This is a genomic window from Candidatus Campbellbacteria bacterium (assembly GCA_028817035.1).
GTDB lineage: Bacteria > Patescibacteriota > Minisyncoccia > Phycocordibacterales > JABAAK01 > JAPPQH01.
In genome coordinates this window covers 41,406-58,279 of the sequence record JAPPQH010000015.1, presented here as the reverse complement: position 1 = coordinate 58,279, position 16,874 = coordinate 41,406, and the positions used below count along the sequence as shown (strand labels likewise).

Below are 16,874 nucleotides of genomic sequence, written 5' to 3'. Positions count from 1 at the left end.
GACTGTTTTATAGACTTGCTATTGCTCTGATGAGTTGTTCTTTTGAAACTGCACCTGGTAACAAGCGGTATCTTTTTGTTGTGTGGTTTACCAATAATAGACCGGGGGTTCCTCTTATGTTTGCGCGTATTGCTTCGTTTGTGTCTGCTTTTATGCGGTCTGATATGGCGAGGTCTGATATGCACTGGTTGAGTGTAGTTTCTGATATTTGGAATTGTCTTTCTGTGTCTTTTACTAACTGTGTTCTGCTACTCAGAGATATTGTTCCGTTTAGAAATAGTGTGTCAGTAAATCTCCAAAATTCATCGTTTCCCTTCTCTCTTGCGATGCATTCAGAGACGCTTGATGCGGCGGTTGCTGTGGGGTGTATTTCTGTTAGTGGGAGGTGTCTATAAACCCACGAAACTCTGCCGTTTGATTCTTCTACGGTTTCAATAAGTGTGTTGTGAACTCTGCCACAAAACGGGCATTGGAAGTCAGAGTATTCAATGACGCTGACCTCTGAGTTTCTGTTTCCCCGTATGTGATCATATTCGCGGATGGTTACCAGGGCTTCTATAAATCTGTCGGTGCTGTCGGCGTTGCTGTAGCCGCTGTTTCTTTGTGTTGGTGGCGTTGGTTGTGTTGGCTGTGCGGGTTGTGTTGGTTGTTCTCGGGCTATGTCTTCGCTGACTTCAGTAGAATAAAAAAGGAGTAAAAAAACTATTACGATTAATACAACAAAAAAGACAAAGGCGTTTGTTTTTTTATTTTTTTGTTTGGTTTCTATTTCTTCCATATATAAATATCATTATACACTAAATAAACGCTTACAAAAGAGAATCTATAAAGCCTGCGAGTATTTTTTGCTGGATTGCGCCACCGCGTAGTGTTTTTACTTCGCCGTTTCTGTTTACCAATATGATAAATGGCGTTCCTATTGCTCCTGCAGAAAATGCTTCAAGTCGCTCATCAAAGACTCGCGCTTGATGTTTTCTTTTTACTATGCATCTTTCAAACTCCTGCTCAGAGATGCCCAAGGATACTGCTTCCCTTTCCACTATTTCTGTTGTTACTTTTTCTCTTTTTTCTATCTCAAACAATGTGTCTACATATCTCCAGAAGTCATCGTTGCCTTTTATTTCAGCGACACATTCAGATCCAATCGCGGGTCTGTATGCAAAGGGGTGATGTGTTGAGAGTGGAAAGTGTCTGTACACCCAAGCCAGGTCTTTGTTTCTTGAGTTATATTCTTTTCTTATTGTTTCACGCATTTGTGCGCATGCTGGACAGAATACATCGGAATACTCTATCAAAAAAACTTCTGCTTTGTCTTTGTCTCCGCGGATGTGGTCTTCAGAGGTGATGCTTTTTATTTTGCTGTTGACAGAAATGATGAGTGTTCCTTTTACGCTGTTTATTGAGTCCTTGATGCCGAACAGGAGCACGCTGTTTGTATACCAAAGTGCGCTAAAGATCATAGCCACACCGATTATTAAAGACAAATAAAAGGAAAATATGATTTGTGCTTTGTGTTTTTTGGTTTTGTTGTGTCGAGAACCTTCCATTACCCAATTATACATCAACAATTTGCGCTTTACATATTATGCTTATGTCGCTATACTTAATTTATAAGATAATAAATATAAATTTTGAAAAATAAACTAAAAAAGAGCTCGGGGAGAGTTCGCATAAATGAGGAGATTAGGGCAGAGAAGGTCCGTGCAATAGGAAAAGACGGCGAAAACCTTAATGTGATGTCTATTAAGGATGTTATTGCGATGGCGCAGAAAGATGGGCTTGATGTTGTTGAGGTGTCAGGAAAGGCGGTTCCGCCTGTTGTCAGAATAGTTGAATACGGCAAATATGCATACGAGCAGAAAAAGAAACAGAAGGAGATAAAACAGAAACAACACATAAGCGAGACGAAGACCATACAGATAAAACCAACCACAGGAAAAAACGAGATAAATATGCGAGCCAAAAAAATTGAAGAGTGGCTGAAAGAGAAGCACAGGGTTCGGATTGATTTATTTTTGTTTGGTCGCTATAAATATATGGATGAGAAATTTCTTAAGGGCAAGTTGCAGGCATTTTTAGATTTCATACCCTACCCTTATGATGTGGCAGAAGAATTGAAAAAGAGTCCTAAGGGTTTTTCTATAGTGATACAGGAGAAGAAAGGTGGTGGTGTAAAAGATCAAACTGAAGAAAAGAAGAAGGGCGAGTAGTTGGTGGTTTGGTGGCGGGTTGTGTTTTTTCGTGGGGTGTGATAATATTTTTATTAATCTTTTCTATTCTATGAGAAAGGAAAAGAGAAAGGACAAAAAGGTTTTACACACAGAGAGGTGGAAGCAGATGGAGAACAAAGAGGCAGTGGTTAAAGGTATCGTTAAAAGGGTAAGGAGTTTTCTTTCAGATGGAGACAGAAAGAGGATTAAAGCCCTTGGTGAGGGTGATATGACCCCTGAGAAAGAAGATGCTATAAGGAATTTTGTTTTCATCTTCACAAGAGAGGAGCTTTCAATAATTTTTGGTCTGGGAGAAGAGGAATTCGTGAGAGTTTGGCGTAGGGTTGGTTTCAACCAAATGTGCGCGGAGACGGCATACCGAGTAACCTCAAAGGTGTTGGGTAAGGAAAGGTCCGCAGGGGGTGAGAGCAAGCCCACAGAGGGCGCAGTTCCTACGCTACATTGATCCCGAGAGACCCATACGGTCGTATGGGTCTCCTTTTTTTTCCATAAAGCGATATTTGCGATGGGATTGACTTAATAATGGGAAATAGTGTATGTTTTATATATTGTCTATTTGTAGAATATGAAAACAAATAAATCAGTAAAAAAGAGAATTGCATTGAAAGGGTCTGGCGTGAGAGTAAGAAAGTCAGGTCACGGTCATTTTAATGCAAAAATGTCACGCAGGAAGCAACTGGCAAGGAACAGGGGCAGACCGCTGTCTGTGTCTAAAAAAGAGATGCAGAGGTTCTTTGTAAATCTTTAATTATACTATCTATTTATGCCAAGAATAAAACGAGGAACAACATCACTAAAAAGAAGAAAGAGTACCTTAAAAAAGGTGAAAGGTTTTCGTTTTGGAATTTCAAATAAAGAGCGACAGGCAAACGAGGCTATAAGGCACGCTGGACTCCACGCATACAGAGATAGGCGGGTAAAAAAGGGAACTTTCAGAAGGTTGTGGAACATTAGATTAAACGCTGCCTTGAGATCAAAAAATACCACTTACAGTAAATTTATAGATACTTTAAATAAAAGAAAAATAAATATAAACCGAAAGATGCTTTCTTCCATAGCGCAGGAACATCCCGAAACATTTGATAGAATTGTCACGCAGGTGGAGAGTAAGTAGTTAACTCAGAGTTACTACATTTTATTATGATACATGTGGAACAATATAGTGAAGGTATGAAAAAAGATAGAATATATGTTCGCCACGCTGAAAGGAATTTGGCAAAGATCTTTCTAATTAGTGATGGATTTGCTATTACTATTCCAAATAGTTATCTAAAAAACTCTTCCAATAAGAGATGGGATGTTGCAAGACAGGATGGGCAGGACTTAAATGAGATGGATTCTTTAGATTTAAGCACTGAGCCAAAGTTAAGTTTTCATATATTTGGAAAAGAGGTATTTATTCAGATTTCAGGCAGGGGTATTACCTCTGGTAGAAATAATGATGGAACAATAAAAGGAATTGGTATGTATGTTGAGGAATTGGAATTAGAATATTTTAAGGAAAATGGTATTAGTCTTATAGCATATATATTAAACTTTAATATAAATGATAAATATAAAGAAAATCCGAAAAAAGGTGATTTTGTTTACTCGACTTGCAATGATAAAAGTGCAGAAAAATTAAGAACAGCGATTTTTTTAACAGATAAAGATAAAACAGGGATTGGGAAAAAAGGACTTTATGTTGAACAAATAATAAGGGATTTGTTTGATGGGAATACTGAGAAAGTGTTTCAAGAAGAGAAATTTGAGGTGCAATTTTTACCTCTTCACAATCTTCCTTACTGTCTGGCATGTGCAACATTTCAAGAAAGTTTTGATGATACAACTGGTGATATAGTAGGAGCAATGACCACTATACAACACCCTTCACGGTTATATCCTTCTGGTCCAAAGGAAAAAAGACAAATAATGTTAAAATTGATAGAAGAAGAAACAGGGTAAATTATACTTTGTGTTTAATTACAACTCATATTTTTTAATCTTGTATTCTCTCTTATACTCACTTATACAACTCTTTACATCCCGTTCTAACTGCTCTTCTGTTTTTCCTGTAAATTTTATTCCCCTCCACAAGTATGTATTGCAACTTTCGCCCAGAGGTAGAAACACTCTTTCTCCACTTTCAGACCCAATACAAGCGATGGTACGATAAGAATCTTTTATTGTTGAGTTACAATATTGAGTTGCCTTGTAATGGACACTATTTACATATAAAACACCAGCGACTATTATAATCACCGCTACACCTATAATATATTTATAATTTTTTTTCATTACTATATCTTATAATAAAAATTGTTTGGTGTGAATAGGGGTCTTCGATAGAATATTTACTATAGATTGGTAAAAGTAGATTTAATCGTTTTCGTATTTGTATTTTTCTGAATCGTAGTTGGGATTTCTGACTGCTGCTTTTCTTACATATCTATCTTTTTCTTCATCGTTATCAGAAAGCCGTCCAAGGACATCTGATGGTGTGTTGGGGTTTCCTGCCACTTCTTCTCTTATCTCTGCATAGGTGTCGCGTGAGAGGAAGCGGAGTGTTTGTGATGATGTATTGGGGTGTCTTGCAACGGCTTCTCTCACATTTTCCTCTTGATCGCTTGCAAGGGAGCGAAGTGTCCCCCTTGTTGTTCTTGGGTTAAGTGCGACTTCTTCTCTTACCTCTCGTCTTTTATCTTTTGAAAGTGTGTCAAGTGTTGTGGTAAAAGTGTTTGAATGTTGCGCAACATACTCTCTTACTTCCCAATCACCGTCACCGGCAAGGTAATCAAGTGTTTTTCCTAATGTGTTTTCATTTTTTGCGACTTCTTTTCTTACAAAATCAAAATCATCTTCTGCAAGACGGCGCAATGATTCTTTTGGTGTGTTTGGGTTTCTCGCAACTTCGTATCTGACATCTTCATCTCTACTTCTTGCAAGACGGATGAGAGTTTCTTCATCTGTTTCATAATCTCGTGCTATGCTTTCTTCATCTCTTGTGTCTTCTTGTTCTTGCTCTTGTGTGCGTGTTTCTCTGTTGTCTTGAAGTGGGGATTGTGTTTCTCTATCTCTGTTGTCTGTTGTTGTGGAGGTTTCATCACGAATTCTTATTTCCTGTGGAGCAAATTTAAGGATGTCATCATAAAAAAGAATTATTATTATTAAGAAAAAAATAATTACTGCAACGGATATAAGTATGACAATTAAACCTATGTAGTTTTCCATATTTCTTAGTATACACCCACAAAAAACGGATAAACACACAAAACCTATCCTTAGAGCAGGATAGGCTTTGTGTGTTTTTAAAGTGCTCCTTATAAGACCTTTTGGTCATGTGGTTAACTCAATTAAAATTGTATCGAGTATATCCTATATATATTGTGTAATCTCTTCCAGAACACTACTTATATTTTAAATCACTCCTTTAGACCGTCAATATTGACATCATAGATTATTTGCTCTGCAATTAGGCGATACTTCAAAAGCTCTTTATTATCAAACCAAACGGCTACCTCTTTGTCAGCATCCTCTGTGGAAGAAGAGGCGTGAATTATGTTCCTGACTGCCCTTCCGTCAACATCTGCGAGTTTGTAGGAGTCAAGCACCAAGTCCCCTCTTATTGTTCCCACATCAGAAGACAAGGGTTCGGTTGTTCCCACAAGTTTTCTCACAAGTTGCACTGCGTTTGCGCCCTGCCATACCATAGCAACAACAGGTCCACAAGTCATAAACTTAACAAGGTTGTTCAAAACAGATTTTCCGGCTTCTTCTGGTGTTTCAAACTCGTTTGATCCTTTGTTTTTTAGATTCTCAATAAGTTTTTCACCTGTGCCCTTAATCCACATAGGGTCAACGGTGTAATGTTTTCTTACTGTTTCATCATCTGGTATCAAAATTTTTATAGCAACCAATTTAAGCCCTACTCTTTCCATTCTTGTAATTATTTCTCCTATGAGAGAGCGCTGGACACCGTCTGGCTTGACTATGACTAATGTTTTTTCGTTTTTCATATACAAAGAATTATATTATTTTTCCTAAGTTATGACAACTCCACCTTTGTTTGTCACTTCAATGGTATGTTCAAAGTGAACTGCCCGTGCACCGCTTTTTGTTCTGTATGTGTAGCCGTCTTCATCAACTTTAATTTTGTTGTTTGTGCTTTCAATAACCATGGGCTCTATTGCGATAACCTGTCCTTCTTTAAGAACTTCACCGCTTCCTTTTATTCCTTTGTTAGGAATAAAAGGTTCTTCGTGAACTGCTCTGCCCACTCCGTGACCGCCCAACTCTTTTGGGACACTGTAGTTTTCTTTTGATACTCTTTCATAAACAGCATGTCCTATGTGACCTGTTGTGTTTCCTGTCTTTGCTGCGACAATCCCCATTTCAAGCGCTTCTCTTCCCGTCCTTAGAAGCCGCTTTAAGTTTTTGTCTATATCATCCTCGCCAATTACTATTGTTATCGCAGAATCAACAAAAAACCCGTTGTGTATGAGTCCGCAGTCAAATGACACGACATCACCTTTTTTGAATACTTTTTGTGTTTCATTTGGAATGCCGTGTACCACTTCATCATTAACAGACACACAGAGCGCTGCGGGATAAGGTCTCTTTGCGCCATACGGCGTGTAATTCAGAAACGCTGGAACATCACCGCCTGCTTTTATCATTTCTATACAGAGAGTATTTAATTCACTCGCATCTGTTCCAACCTTTGCGCGTGATGCGACATCTCTTAATATTTTATGCAATCGCCTACCAGCTTCTTTTATGGTATCTCGTTCTTTTTGTGTTTTTATTATCATAGAGATTTTAGGACATCAACTACTTGCTCAGCGACACCTCCTATCGTCTTTGTGCCATCTATTGTGTATATTTTTTCATCCATTGCGACCCATTCTTTTATCGCTGCGCTTGTTTCTTTATTAAACATCTCAATCCTCTTGTCTATGACTTCAATATCCCTATCATCATGCCGACCTCGTTTCAGCAATCTTTCTCTTGAGACATCGTTGGGGACAGATATCAAAAAAACTACTGGATCCATTTTCAGAAATTTAAGGGCTTCTGACAGGCTTTCTGATTCTCCTATCCTTCTTGCGCCACCGTCAAACACAAATGAGTCATATTCGCTGCCTATATTTTTTCTTAGGAAATCACCCCATATCATCGTTGGTAGGAATTTGGGGACAAGGTATCCTTTATTCAAATACTCTTTTAGACACCTACCAAAAAGGGTCCCCTCGTCTTCTTTCGCCATTTCTCTGAGTGCGTGCCCCATTGAGAAAAGTGTCGCTTTTTCCTTTTTTTCTTCCTTCAGCCACTTCACAAGTATCTCAGCTTGAACGCTTTTTCCCGATCCTGGCGAACCGTATATTATGTAGCATTTGTTATCAGACATCATTTTTGTTAAAGGTTACGAGGTGTGCCTGTATTTTTCTATGAATATCAAGGATAACAGACACGGTAATGAGAACTGATGTTCCACCTATTGCAAAAAGTGCTGTCTGTGTTACGCCTCCTTGAATTAAAAACGGAGATGCAGTCACAACACCAAGGAACAAAGCGCCGACACCCAAGATGCGTATTATTATGGTGTCCATATATTCTTTTGTTTCTCCTCCTGGTCTTATCCCTGGAACAAACGCACCTTGTTTCTGCAAATTCTCTGACATTTTTTTGGTGTTGAGGACTATAGGCGTGTAGAAATATGTGAAGAATATGACAAGGATAAACACAGGAATTGCGAAGTAATAATTATTTGCCAGAAAAGTGTGTGTCGCTTGTGCGGCGGTTGAAACTATTTCGTTTGAACTATTGCTTAAAGTTCCAGATAAAAATCGGACAAACGCCACGATGGTTAATGCAAATATTGATGGCAACACTCCTACTGGATTTACTTTGAGTGGAAGATATGTAGAAGTTCTGCTTGCTTGCGTTGTTCCGCTACGCTCAAAACGGGCGTATGTTACAGGGACTGGTCGTGCTGCTTCATTCACCAATACAACAATATAGAACAAGACAAATATGCCGAGTATGATGCCGACATAAAGCGGTATATCTGCTGTTTCAAAGGCAAACACTGCCTGACCTATTAATGTAGGGATGTTAACCACGATACCTGCAAAAACTATCATTGAGATTCCGTTACCTATTCCAAACTCTGTCATAAGCTCACCAACCCACATCAACAAAACGGCACCTGCCGTCATGACGGATACATTTACCAACATCACAAACCAGTCAAGTTCTGGGAGGACTCCCGTTGTCTGAAAGTAAGTTAAAAGACCGAATGCGTTTGCAGCAGCGATGGGAACGGATGCTACTCTTATGTATTGCCCCATCTTTTTTCTTCCTATTTCTCCCTCTTCGTGATAAAGCTCGTGAAGTCGTGGAATCACGCTTGTCAACAACTGGGCAACAATGGCAACAGTAATGTATGGAAACACACCCAAAAGTGCTATTGAAAAGTTCTCAAGACCACCACCTGAAAATATGTTGAATATGCCTAAAAATTGGTTTTGTTCAAGGAGTGCGCTTAGAACATTTGTATCAACTCCTGGAACAGGAATGGAAGCAAGAAGACGGAAACAGATAAGACCAAAAAGGATGAATCCTATTCTTCTAACGAGAATTTTGTCAGTTGCTATTGCTGATAATGTTTGTATTATAGTCATAATTTATATGTGCACTTTACCCCCTGCTTTTTCAATTTTTTGTTTAGCACTTTCTGATACAAAACAATTATATACAGAAAATGCCTTTTTTACATCACCCCTTCCGAGCAGTTTTACATTTGGCAACATTCCCCTTTGCTTTTTTATAACACCGCCCTTTAGAAGTGTGCGGGGATTTATTAGCTTTCCTTCTATGCTGTTTAGCGAACCAATTGATATCTCTGTTCTTGGAACAAACCTGCGACGAAGCGTCCTTCCGCGATTTTTGTTGTGTCCTCTCTTTTTTGGTATCTTCTGAAACACATCCCTGAAAGCAGGTCTTATCCTTGTTCCTGCCCTTGATTTCTGTCCTTTTGTTCCGCGACCAGCAGTTTTACCCCTTGCGCCTCCCCGTGCAATTCTTTTTTTATCTTTTTTATGTGATTCTTTTTTGAGTTCGTGAATTTTCATATTTTAAGTTATCAATTTACTCAACGCCTTTACGGTCGCCTTTGCGTTGTTGATATGATTTTTTGAGCGTGTTTTTATTTTTGCGTTTATATTTCTTATCCCAGCAAGATCTGCTATCTGTCTAACTGCACCACCTGCTATGAATGATTTTGAAGGACGAAGCATAACCTCAGAAGCACAGTATTTTGCCGACACTTGATGAGGGATACTAAGCGTTTCGGTGAGAGGGACATTTATTAAATTCTTTTTCGCTTGTGCCGCTGCTTTTTCTATCGCTTGAACTGTGTCTGTCGCTTTTCCCTTTCCAATTCCAACTTTGCCACGGCGGTTGCCTATCGCCACCGCAACAGAAAGTGAGAAACGGCGACCGCCAGCAACAACTCGGGATACCCTTCTTATTGAAAGTATCTTTTGATCAAACTCCTTCGCCTCAGACTTGTTAGCCCGTGATTTTCTCTGTCTTTTGTTTTGAGGTCTTCCAGAAGAACCCCGTGATTGTGGTTTTTTGTTGTTGTTCCTTTGGTTGTTCTGCTTTTTGTCCCTTGGCGCATTCTTAGAAGCGACAGCAGGTTTTGCTTTCTTTACCTCTTCCTTTTTGGTATTTTTTTGTTGTTTTTTCTCGTCTGTCATATATTAAAATTTAAGTCCCGCAGCCCTCGCAGAATCAGCAACTATCTTTACCAATCCCGCATACAAAAAACCGCTCCTATCAAAAACGACCTTTTCTATCTTCTTTTCCTTTGCAAGACGGGCGATATTCTCCCCCATCTGTGCTGCCTTTTCTTTTTTGGAAGCATCAGAATAGTGTGAAGAAGTGTATGCAAGGGTGTTACCCTTTTCATCATCAATTATTTGGAGATATATATGCTTGTTTGTTCTTGAAAAAGAAAGTCGCGGACACTCTGCTGTGCCAAAAATTCTGCTCCTTATTTTTTTATGCCGTCTTTCTCTTCTTATTTTTTTGTCATTCTTTTGTGTTTTCATAATCTTATCTTTATGCTGTAGCACGCTTACCCTGTTTACGCCTTACAAAAGCACCTTCGTATCTTATGCCGTATCCTTTGTATGGTTCTACTTTTTTTACCGCACATACATCCGCAGCAAACTGACCAACCATCTCCTTGTCCATCCCTTCAACAATAATTACATTTTTCTCAATAGAAACTTTTATCCCTGACGGTATGGAAACCATAACAGGATGTGACAAGCCAACTATTAGTTTTAGTTTATCCCCCTGAGCTTCCGCTTTGTAACCCACGCCTTCAATCACCAATCTTTTTGAGAAACCATCCGTCACCCCTTTGATCATATTGCGGATATGCGACACAAGAGTGCCCGACATCACGCTGGAAACTCTGGGAGAGTTCGTCTTGATTGAAACCGATACCTCATTATTCTCAATTTTAATATCTGCGTTGTCCTTGAATTGCCTTTTTAACTCACCCTTAGGACCCTTTACGGACAAGGTAAAATCCTTGTATTCTGCTGATACTCCTTGTGGTAGCGATGTTGGTTTTTTTGATAAACGAGACATAATGAATTTTATTACCAGATTGAGAAAAGCAACTCTCCACCCACATTCTCACGCCTCGCCTCCCTGTCTGTGAGGATGCCCTTAGGAGTAGAGAGAAGCGTAACGCCACGACCTGTTTTTATAGGCAATATTTTTTTAGACCCACCATACACGCGATGAGAAGGGCGAGATATTCTTTTTACATCATGTATGCAGTGCTGTCCGTTTTTGTTGTATCTCAATTTTATAATCAGCCTACTCTTTGGTTTTGACTTGTGCTCAACAGAATCCAAAAAACCGCAAGAATGCAACTTCTTTGCTATCTGATGCTTGAACTTTGAATACTGAATCTCAACATTATCTTTATTCACCATCCCAGCGTTCTTTATGCTGATTATTAAATCTGAAACTTTATCAACTACCATGATGATTTTCTTACTCCTGGGAGATTACCCTTGCGTGCTTCCTCGCGAAAACATATCCTTGAAATTCCAAAAGCACGAAGATAACCCCGCGACCTGCCGGTTATGAAACAACGATTACGAATACGAACAGGCGAAGCATTTTTTGGAAGTTTTTGTAGACCAATGTAATCATTAGCCGCCTTTAATGCTTTGCGCTTTTTCTCGTATTTTTTCGCCAACTTTATTCTTTTTTCGTTTCTTGTTATAAGTGATTTTCTCGCCATACTCTCGCGATTTTTATTATGACAAGCAATATCGTATGAAATCTTCTCTATATCAGAATACAGGGAGCATCCCATAGATTGACAAGTCAATAGGTTAAAGGATACCAAACCACGCCAAAAATTGCAACCGTGCTATTTTTCAGCCTTCCTCTTTTATTTTTCTGCCCTAATAGGCTATATATTATTCTTTTGAGAGTCGTTCAATGATGTGTCCATATTTTTTCACAGTAAAATCAAAGAGAATATCAAAAATTAACCCAATTTTTACTTATTCCCCTACATATTTATACCCTCTGTTTGTATGACGATTGTTGGCGATTATTGCTCTTTTGGTGTATAATAATTTAATAAATATGGACACACTTTCTAACAAAGCAAGTGCAGTTGATATAGCAAGGTTGTTTATTTGTAAATCTTATGAGAAAGACCAAGATTTAAACGATATAACAAATATGAAACTGCTTAAGTTTCTATACTTTGCTCAGGCTATATCATTAGTAAGATATGACAAACCACTATTTTCTGAAACAATAGAGGCATGGAAGCACGGACCTGCCGTAGACAGTGTTTACGAAGAATACAAAAGTAATGGTGCAGGTGTGATACCAAATGAAAAATGTGATGTTGATAAGTTTAATGAAGAAACTATATGGGTAGTGGAAAAAACTTTAGAAATATTTGATAAATATTCTGCAAGAGAACTTGTTGATATAACACACAAGCACAAGCCATGGAAGGATGTCTATGAAGAAGGAAAGAAACATATTCCAATATCAAATGAGTCTATAAAAAATTATTATAGAGATGTGTTTAGTATAGAGTAGGGTATGGGTGATTTTGGTAGTAAGGTATTGCCTAGTCACACCGAGGATAAGGTTGTGTTTAGTTTCAGATATTTTAAGGCAAATGATAAAACCAATAAAAAACAGCTTGTCATCAATTTAAAACTCATTTTTAAGAAGTTGGAGGAAATAAATGGACAAACATGGAAACAATGGGCGGCAAAGGATAGGGCGCATGGGGGCATAACTATTGATAAGGGCCATATGAAAAGTGAAATTCGTAATGCGATAGACAGTGCAGAAGATAGAGAATTGGGCAGACCCTTTCATTTTAGGATAAACCAAAACTTTAGGGTATTTGGCATCCAATGTGAGCAATTTTGTATGGTAACCCACATAGACCCAAACCACGAAAGACAGGTTTGATATGTCGGTTTTGTGTTTTGTAAGATTTTCTTAAGGTTCATATAATTGGTTTTTATTACACAATGGGTTAATTATATCAAATTATCTAGAAAACTTTCTAAAGGATTTTATTATTTCGTATGCAAAGAATAAAATGAATATCCTTCTAATAAAGTCAATATGGGAAATATAATCACGATTAAAATGCTCATAGCCCTTTTCTTTTAGATAACTATTTAAATTTACAAGTGGATCTAGTGACGTAAACCATAAATTAAGATTTATATGAAACTCCCCCAAAAGTATTATTAATATAATATAAATTACAGTATTAACTATTAGAAGCCATACCATTGCTGAAATCCAAGAAGTTTTAAAGTTGCTCACATGTTTCTCTATATATAATAAAAATTTATCTCCAAATTTTATACGGTTAGGATTTCTTCTATAAATATCCAGTTCTATGGCATTAAAGTCATTAGCCTCTATCGTAAAATTGGATTCTATACTTTTTGATTTCAGTTTTGCGAATGTCCTTCTTAGTCTGTCAATCTCTAATTCCCTTTTACCTTCTAGGATAAATTTATTATCTGTGGAAAAAGATATGTAATCTATTTTAGAAACATCGTCTATACCAAAATCATGGAAGGTATTTTTTCTGCCTATAACTTCTTTAATTATTTTTCCACTACCTGCATATAAATCAAAGCTTTCAAATTTATTATGCTTCAAAACTATTGAGTCAATTTTTATATTTCCAATTTGTTTTTTTTCATTGGAAGAAAAAGATGGATCAGTCAATATACCACATGATGAGTTATTAAAAGAATTATTCACAAAAGAAATTCGCCAACCCATAGAAGCTATAAATAATTCAAGAAACTTTTCTTTAAAAGAATTATTCTTAAATGTAATTTGAGCATTAGTTGCTGATATATTGACACCCGCACCATCCTTCTCACACTCAAATATATTATTTTCAAAGTGAATTGATATTAAATAACTATTATTAAATGCAAGTACTCCTCCCCTTTTAAAGTGTAAATTTCTTATGGTGAAAGTATTTTTTTCAAAAATAATATTATTTTCAAGTCCTAATCTTTTAATTTCTTTATTTATTTCTGTGGTGTTGTGTTTCCAACTTCCCGACGAACTTTCTGGTTTAAAAGGATTTTTCTCTAATATTTCATTAATAACACAAATTGAGTCTAAAATTTTTCTTTTCATATAATCAATATCTCAAAACAAAGGTCCATATTTTTATTTTATCCTTCTGATAAAAAATTCAGTAATGGCTGGAAATCGTTCTGGGTCATTCACATTACCAATACCTATATGCATATAAGGTCCTTCATCATATGTTATTTTATCGTTTAACTCATCAAGCAACCCCCTAAATTTATCCATAGATTCCTTTTCACTATTATTAATTCCTATTTTCATTTCTCCGCCCTGTTTTTCAAGTTCTTCCATTATTTCTTCTTTTGTGTTGAGATTGTTGTCCATAGGTTTTTAGCCTGTATCAAATGCGATAAAAATGATACCAAACCACGCCAAAAATTGCAACTGTGCTATTTTGGGTTGGTGTTTTTGTTATTGCAAAAGGTCAATTTGGCTTCTTTATAACTTTGCGATATAAGAAGTATCGCTAAAAAACATTGTCAAAGAGAACATTAAAATTAATAATGAACCACCCAAAAGAAACGATGTGTATGATAAACTTATACCCAAAAAAATTACTACACACAAGAACAATATTAAAATTATTTTAAAAGGAAATAGAAACCTTGTATTGGGATAAAGATGGGGCAGATGTGAATAAAAAATTTCTAACAGTAATCTTTGATAATCAACTGACAAATATAATACAAAAATTAATGCATAGTTCAATTGCATTACATTTATCCCATTATAAAAACTGGTGTTAGAAAAATAACCCAATAATCCGGTATATAAAATCAAAACAACCACCAAAGAAATGAGTATGCCACTTGTTGCGACAAGTGAAATTTTATATTTTGGAAATCTAGAAAGTTTCTCGTCTGCTTCTGTTGGAATAGTTGGCGCAAAACCGCTATAATGTTCTGTAACATTTGATTTGGCAAATGTTTTTTGAAAGTCTTTCATACATTTTCTTTCTTCTTTTGTAAAAATAATAAAATTAAAAGTTTCTGTTAATAAAAAAGTAAGTAATGGTGCTACAAGAATTGAGCTAACCAGTACTAGAACTATTTCTATAAAATGACCTGTAAATAAAAGGTAAAAGAAAGACAGAAAAGAAAGAATTAATATAATTTTTGAAAAACGCTTATATATAAAAGCAGAAAAAGCATACCAGGGGGTAAATATGAAGTTATTAATTTTATAGGCAAAATTACTGTCCATATATTAGTTTTTATATTAGATACAATAGGGAAATGATATCAAAGATTTCCTAAAATTACAAGTCCCTATTTTTTTGTTTTTAGAAACTCGGTTAAATCAACTATAACTTTTTCGTCATCTATTGTTTGGGAGTCAAGCGCAGCGATTTCCTTGACCTTGTGATACAAGGATTCTGGATCAAATGTAAATCTCTCTTTGTTGCCGACACCTTTATCTGAAACATATAAGTTTAGGGCATACAGACCCACCATGCACAAAATGGAAGATCGCTTGTTTCCATCAACAAGTTTGTGTCCTTTTATTATGCAAAACATGACACGAGCGACTGCCTCATCTAAAGACATATTGCAAAAATTGCTTCTTGTTTCTACGGTTGACATTATAGAAGCCATTTCTTTTACCCATTTTTCTTTTTCAGTTGGCAAAAATTCACCGAATATGGAGGTTAGATACTCCTTTTCATATTCTGCTTCATACAAACCCAATAAAATTTTTTCTGTAAGAAACTTGATATTATTCTTTTGAGAGTCGTTCAATGATGTGTCCATATTTTTTCACAGTAAAATCCGCAGTAAATTTAATTACTTCGTTTATTTGTTCTTGCGTTAATGTGTTTGTTTGATTGTCTGCTACCTTATTTGTCGCATTGTAATTTAATTTTTTGTTTGAATTTTCCATAATATATTCACATCATTATTTACACATAAATTATACACAAAAACTGGGGGAATATCAACCTTTGTGTATTGATACTTCTGGCTCAAGGTTTATTTTAAATTTTTTGCTTACTTCTTTTTGTATTTTTTGTGATAGGGAGTAAATGTCATTTCCCCTTTTTGTTCCATTATTTATTATTACTAATGCGTGTTTTTCTGATATTCCTGCTCCTGTTTTTTCTTTATAGCCCTTCATTCCACACAATTCTATCAACTCCCCTGCAGAAAATTTTGTTCCCTCGTCTGTTTTCCAGTGTTTTAATTTTTTATGTTTTTGTAATATATTTTCTGACTCTTTTTCGTTCAGTATCGGATTTTTGAAAAAACTTCCTGCGTTTGGACTTGTTTCTGGGGATGGAAGTTTTCTGTTTCTTGTTTTTGTTATCTCTTTTGATATTTCTATTGGCGTATATGCTTTTGGAGTACCCACACCTCTGTTTCTCGTGTTGATGAGGAATTGTTGTTCTGCGTTTTTGTTTTGTTTCTGTATCGTAATTACAATATCTGTTATGATGTATTGGTTTGGCATCTTCTCAAATATGCTGGTTCTGTAGCCAAATTTACAATCTTTTGATTTTATTTCTCTGAATGCTTGTTTTTCTTTATCATATACATTTACTGCTTTACATATGTCAGAGAGTTCTGATCCATATGCCCCTATGTTTTTTACAACTCCTGCGCCTGCACTTCCTGGTATTCCTGATAAATATTCCAATCCCCAAAGATTTTTCTCACACATTTTGTCTACAACATCTGTCCATATTTCCCCTCCTCCGATGATATATGTTATTGATTCTTTGTCTTCTTCCTGTATCTTTATTCCCTTAAACTCGTTTATTAAAACAGGGATGAATATGTTTTTTACAAAAAGTGTATTTGTTCCCTTTCCCAAAACTATGTGGTCTGGGTGTTTTGTTACGGCGTCCTTTAATTCATTTTCAGTGCTTATTTCTATAATTTCCTGTGTTGTTTCTTCTGTCTTGAATGCATTTATTTCTTTCAGTGAGATAGCCATATATTCTATACTACACAATTTGTTAAT

27 protein-coding genes are annotated in these 16,874 nt (G+C 36.4%); 7 read left to right on the top strand and 20 right to left on the bottom strand.

Translation table 11 applies throughout. The features are described from left to right. Window positions 1-7: 7 nt before the first annotated feature. Together OXU73_02600 and OXU73_02595 are read right to left on the bottom strand one after the other, a co-directional pair. Entirely contained in the window at window positions 8-778 is a 771-nt protein-coding gene (locus tag OXU73_02600; GenBank protein MDD9868194.1) for a thioredoxin domain-containing protein, read from the bottom strand. A gap of 31 nt (window positions 779-809) precedes the next feature. After that, window positions 810-1,547 (bottom strand): thioredoxin domain-containing protein, encoded by a 738-nt coding sequence (locus OXU73_02595; protein MDD9868193.1) that lies wholly within the window; start codon window positions 1,545-1,547, stop codon window positions 810-812. Window positions 1,548-1,631: 84 nt separating this feature from the next. On the opposite strand from OXU73_02595, the gene infC reads away from it, so the two are divergent. The 5 genes from infC to OXU73_02570 all read left to right on the top strand — a co-directional run bounded on the left by infC (window position 1,632) and on the right by OXU73_02570 (window position 4,175). Further along, window positions 1,632-2,210: a translation initiation factor IF-3 gene (gene infC, locus OXU73_02590; protein MDD9868192.1), complete on the top strand. Its 579-nt coding sequence runs from the start codon at window positions 1,632-1,634 to the stop codon at window positions 2,208-2,210. A gap of 70 nt (window positions 2,211-2,280) precedes the next feature. Then, window positions 2,281-2,676, top strand: coding sequence for a hypothetical protein (locus OXU73_02585; GenBank protein MDD9868191.1), 396 nt, complete (start codon window positions 2,281-2,283; stop codon window positions 2,674-2,676). Between the two features lie 120 nt (window positions 2,677-2,796). After that, on the top strand, window positions 2,797-2,979 hold the full coding sequence (locus tag OXU73_02580) for a hypothetical protein (protein ID MDD9868190.1): 183 nt from the start codon (window positions 2,797-2,799) through the stop codon (window positions 2,977-2,979). A gap of 15 nt (window positions 2,980-2,994) precedes the next feature. Next, entirely contained in the window at window positions 2,995-3,345 is a 351-nt protein-coding gene (gene rplT, locus OXU73_02575; GenBank protein ID MDD9868189.1) for a 50S ribosomal protein L20, read from the top strand. A gap of 56 nt (window positions 3,346-3,401) precedes the next feature. Continuing rightward, a complete protein-coding gene (locus tag OXU73_02570; protein MDD9868188.1) occupies window positions 3,402-4,175 on the top strand; it encodes a hypothetical protein in 774 nt (257 codons plus the stop codon). Between the two features lie 18 nt (window positions 4,176-4,193). Here the strand turns inward: OXU73_02570 and OXU73_02565 are convergent, their stop codons facing one another. The 12 genes from OXU73_02565 to rpsN form a co-directional block, all read right to left on the bottom strand. Then, window positions 4,194-4,508, bottom strand: coding sequence for a hypothetical protein (locus OXU73_02565; protein ID MDD9868187.1), 315 nt, complete (start codon window positions 4,506-4,508; stop codon window positions 4,194-4,196). A gap of 81 nt (window positions 4,509-4,589) precedes the next feature. Next, complete coding sequence (locus OXU73_02560) at window positions 4,590-5,441, bottom strand: hypothetical protein (protein ID MDD9868186.1); 852 nt, start codon at window positions 5,439-5,441, stop codon at window positions 4,590-4,592. Between the two features lie 191 nt (window positions 5,442-5,632). Next, the gene (locus tag OXU73_02555; protein ID MDD9868185.1) at window positions 5,633-6,226 is read right to left on the bottom strand and encodes a nucleoside-diphosphate kinase; all 594 of its coding nucleotides are present in this window, start codon (window positions 6,224-6,226) and stop codon (window positions 5,633-5,635) included. Window positions 6,227-6,250: 24 nt separating this feature from the next. After that, on the bottom strand, window positions 6,251-7,021 hold the full coding sequence (gene map, locus OXU73_02550) for a type I methionyl aminopeptidase (GenBank protein ID MDD9868184.1): 771 nt from the start codon (window positions 7,019-7,021) through the stop codon (window positions 6,251-6,253). Next, window positions 7,018-7,620 (bottom strand): nucleoside monophosphate kinase, encoded by a 603-nt coding sequence (locus OXU73_02545; protein MDD9868183.1) that lies wholly within the window; start codon window positions 7,618-7,620, stop codon window positions 7,018-7,020. Before OXU73_02545 ends, map begins: the two co-directional genes overlap by 4 nt. Next, the gene (gene secY / locus OXU73_02540) at window positions 7,610-8,893 is read right to left on the bottom strand and encodes a preprotein translocase subunit SecY (GenBank protein ID MDD9868182.1); all 1,284 of its coding nucleotides are present in this window, start codon (window positions 8,891-8,893) and stop codon (window positions 7,610-7,612) included. The genes OXU73_02545 and secY overlap by 11 nt, the downstream gene beginning before the upstream one ends. A 3-nt stretch (window positions 8,894-8,896) precedes the next feature. Continuing rightward, window positions 8,897-9,343: an uL15 family ribosomal protein gene (locus tag OXU73_02535; GenBank protein ID MDD9868181.1), complete on the bottom strand. Its 447-nt coding sequence runs from the start codon at window positions 9,341-9,343 to the stop codon at window positions 8,897-8,899. A 3-nt stretch (window positions 9,344-9,346) separates the two neighbouring features. Then, window positions 9,347-9,973, bottom strand: a complete 627-nt coding sequence (locus OXU73_02530; protein MDD9868180.1) for a 30S ribosomal protein S5 — start codon at window positions 9,971-9,973, stop codon at window positions 9,347-9,349. A 3-nt stretch (window positions 9,974-9,976) separates the two neighbouring features. After that, the gene (gene rplR, locus OXU73_02525; protein MDD9868179.1) at window positions 9,977-10,327 is read right to left on the bottom strand and encodes a 50S ribosomal protein L18; all 351 of its coding nucleotides are present in this window, start codon (window positions 10,325-10,327) and stop codon (window positions 9,977-9,979) included. A 10-nt stretch (window positions 10,328-10,337) separates the two neighbouring features. Beyond that, complete coding sequence (rplF, locus tag OXU73_02520) at window positions 10,338-10,877, bottom strand: 50S ribosomal protein L6 (GenBank protein MDD9868178.1); 540 nt, start codon at window positions 10,875-10,877, stop codon at window positions 10,338-10,340. 11 nt (window positions 10,878-10,888) lie between these two features. Next, window positions 10,889-11,281, bottom strand: a complete 393-nt coding sequence (gene rpsH / locus OXU73_02515) for a 30S ribosomal protein S8 (GenBank protein ID MDD9868177.1) — start codon at window positions 11,279-11,281, stop codon at window positions 10,889-10,891. Next, window positions 11,275-11,544 (bottom strand): 30S ribosomal protein S14, encoded by a 270-nt coding sequence (gene rpsN / locus OXU73_02510; protein ID MDD9868176.1) that lies wholly within the window; start codon window positions 11,542-11,544, stop codon window positions 11,275-11,277. The genes rpsH and rpsN overlap by 7 nt, the downstream gene beginning before the upstream one ends. A gap of 353 nt (window positions 11,545-11,897) precedes the next feature. Between rpsN and OXU73_02505 the strand changes: the two genes are divergently transcribed. Together OXU73_02505 and OXU73_02500 are read left to right on the top strand one after the other, a co-directional pair. Next, on the top strand, window positions 11,898-12,368 hold the full coding sequence (locus OXU73_02505) for a DUF4065 domain-containing protein (GenBank protein MDD9868175.1): 471 nt from the start codon (window positions 11,898-11,900) through the stop codon (window positions 12,366-12,368). Between the two features lie 3 nt (window positions 12,369-12,371). Next, complete coding sequence (locus OXU73_02500) at window positions 12,372-12,752, top strand: hypothetical protein (protein MDD9868174.1); 381 nt, start codon at window positions 12,372-12,374, stop codon at window positions 12,750-12,752. Between the two features lie 81 nt (window positions 12,753-12,833). Here the strand turns inward: OXU73_02500 and OXU73_02495 are convergent, their stop codons facing one another. From OXU73_02495 to murB, 6 genes are all read right to left on the bottom strand, one after another. Further along, a complete protein-coding gene (locus OXU73_02495; GenBank protein MDD9868173.1) occupies window positions 12,834-13,958 on the bottom strand; it encodes a hypothetical protein in 1,125 nt (374 codons plus the stop codon). A gap of 33 nt (window positions 13,959-13,991) precedes the next feature. Beyond that, entirely contained in the window at window positions 13,992-14,237 is a 246-nt protein-coding gene (locus OXU73_02490) for a hypothetical protein (GenBank protein ID MDD9868172.1), read from the bottom strand. Window positions 14,238-14,351: 114 nt separating this feature from the next. Then, on the bottom strand, window positions 14,352-15,116 hold the full coding sequence (locus OXU73_02485) for a hypothetical protein (GenBank protein MDD9868171.1): 765 nt from the start codon (window positions 15,114-15,116) through the stop codon (window positions 14,352-14,354). Window positions 15,117-15,181: 65 nt separating this feature from the next. Beyond that, window positions 15,182-15,664, bottom strand: coding sequence for a Fic family protein (locus OXU73_02480; GenBank protein MDD9868170.1), 483 nt, complete (start codon window positions 15,662-15,664; stop codon window positions 15,182-15,184). Further along, on the bottom strand, window positions 15,630-15,794 hold the full coding sequence (locus tag OXU73_02475) for a hypothetical protein (GenBank protein ID MDD9868169.1): 165 nt from the start codon (window positions 15,792-15,794) through the stop codon (window positions 15,630-15,632). The genes OXU73_02480 and OXU73_02475 overlap by 35 nt, the downstream gene beginning before the upstream one ends. A gap of 54 nt (window positions 15,795-15,848) precedes the next feature. Continuing rightward, window positions 15,849-16,847 (bottom strand): UDP-N-acetylmuramate dehydrogenase, encoded by a 999-nt coding sequence (murB, locus tag OXU73_02470; protein ID MDD9868168.1) that lies wholly within the window; start codon window positions 16,845-16,847, stop codon window positions 15,849-15,851. Between the last annotated feature and the right edge of the window lie 27 nt (window positions 16,848-16,874).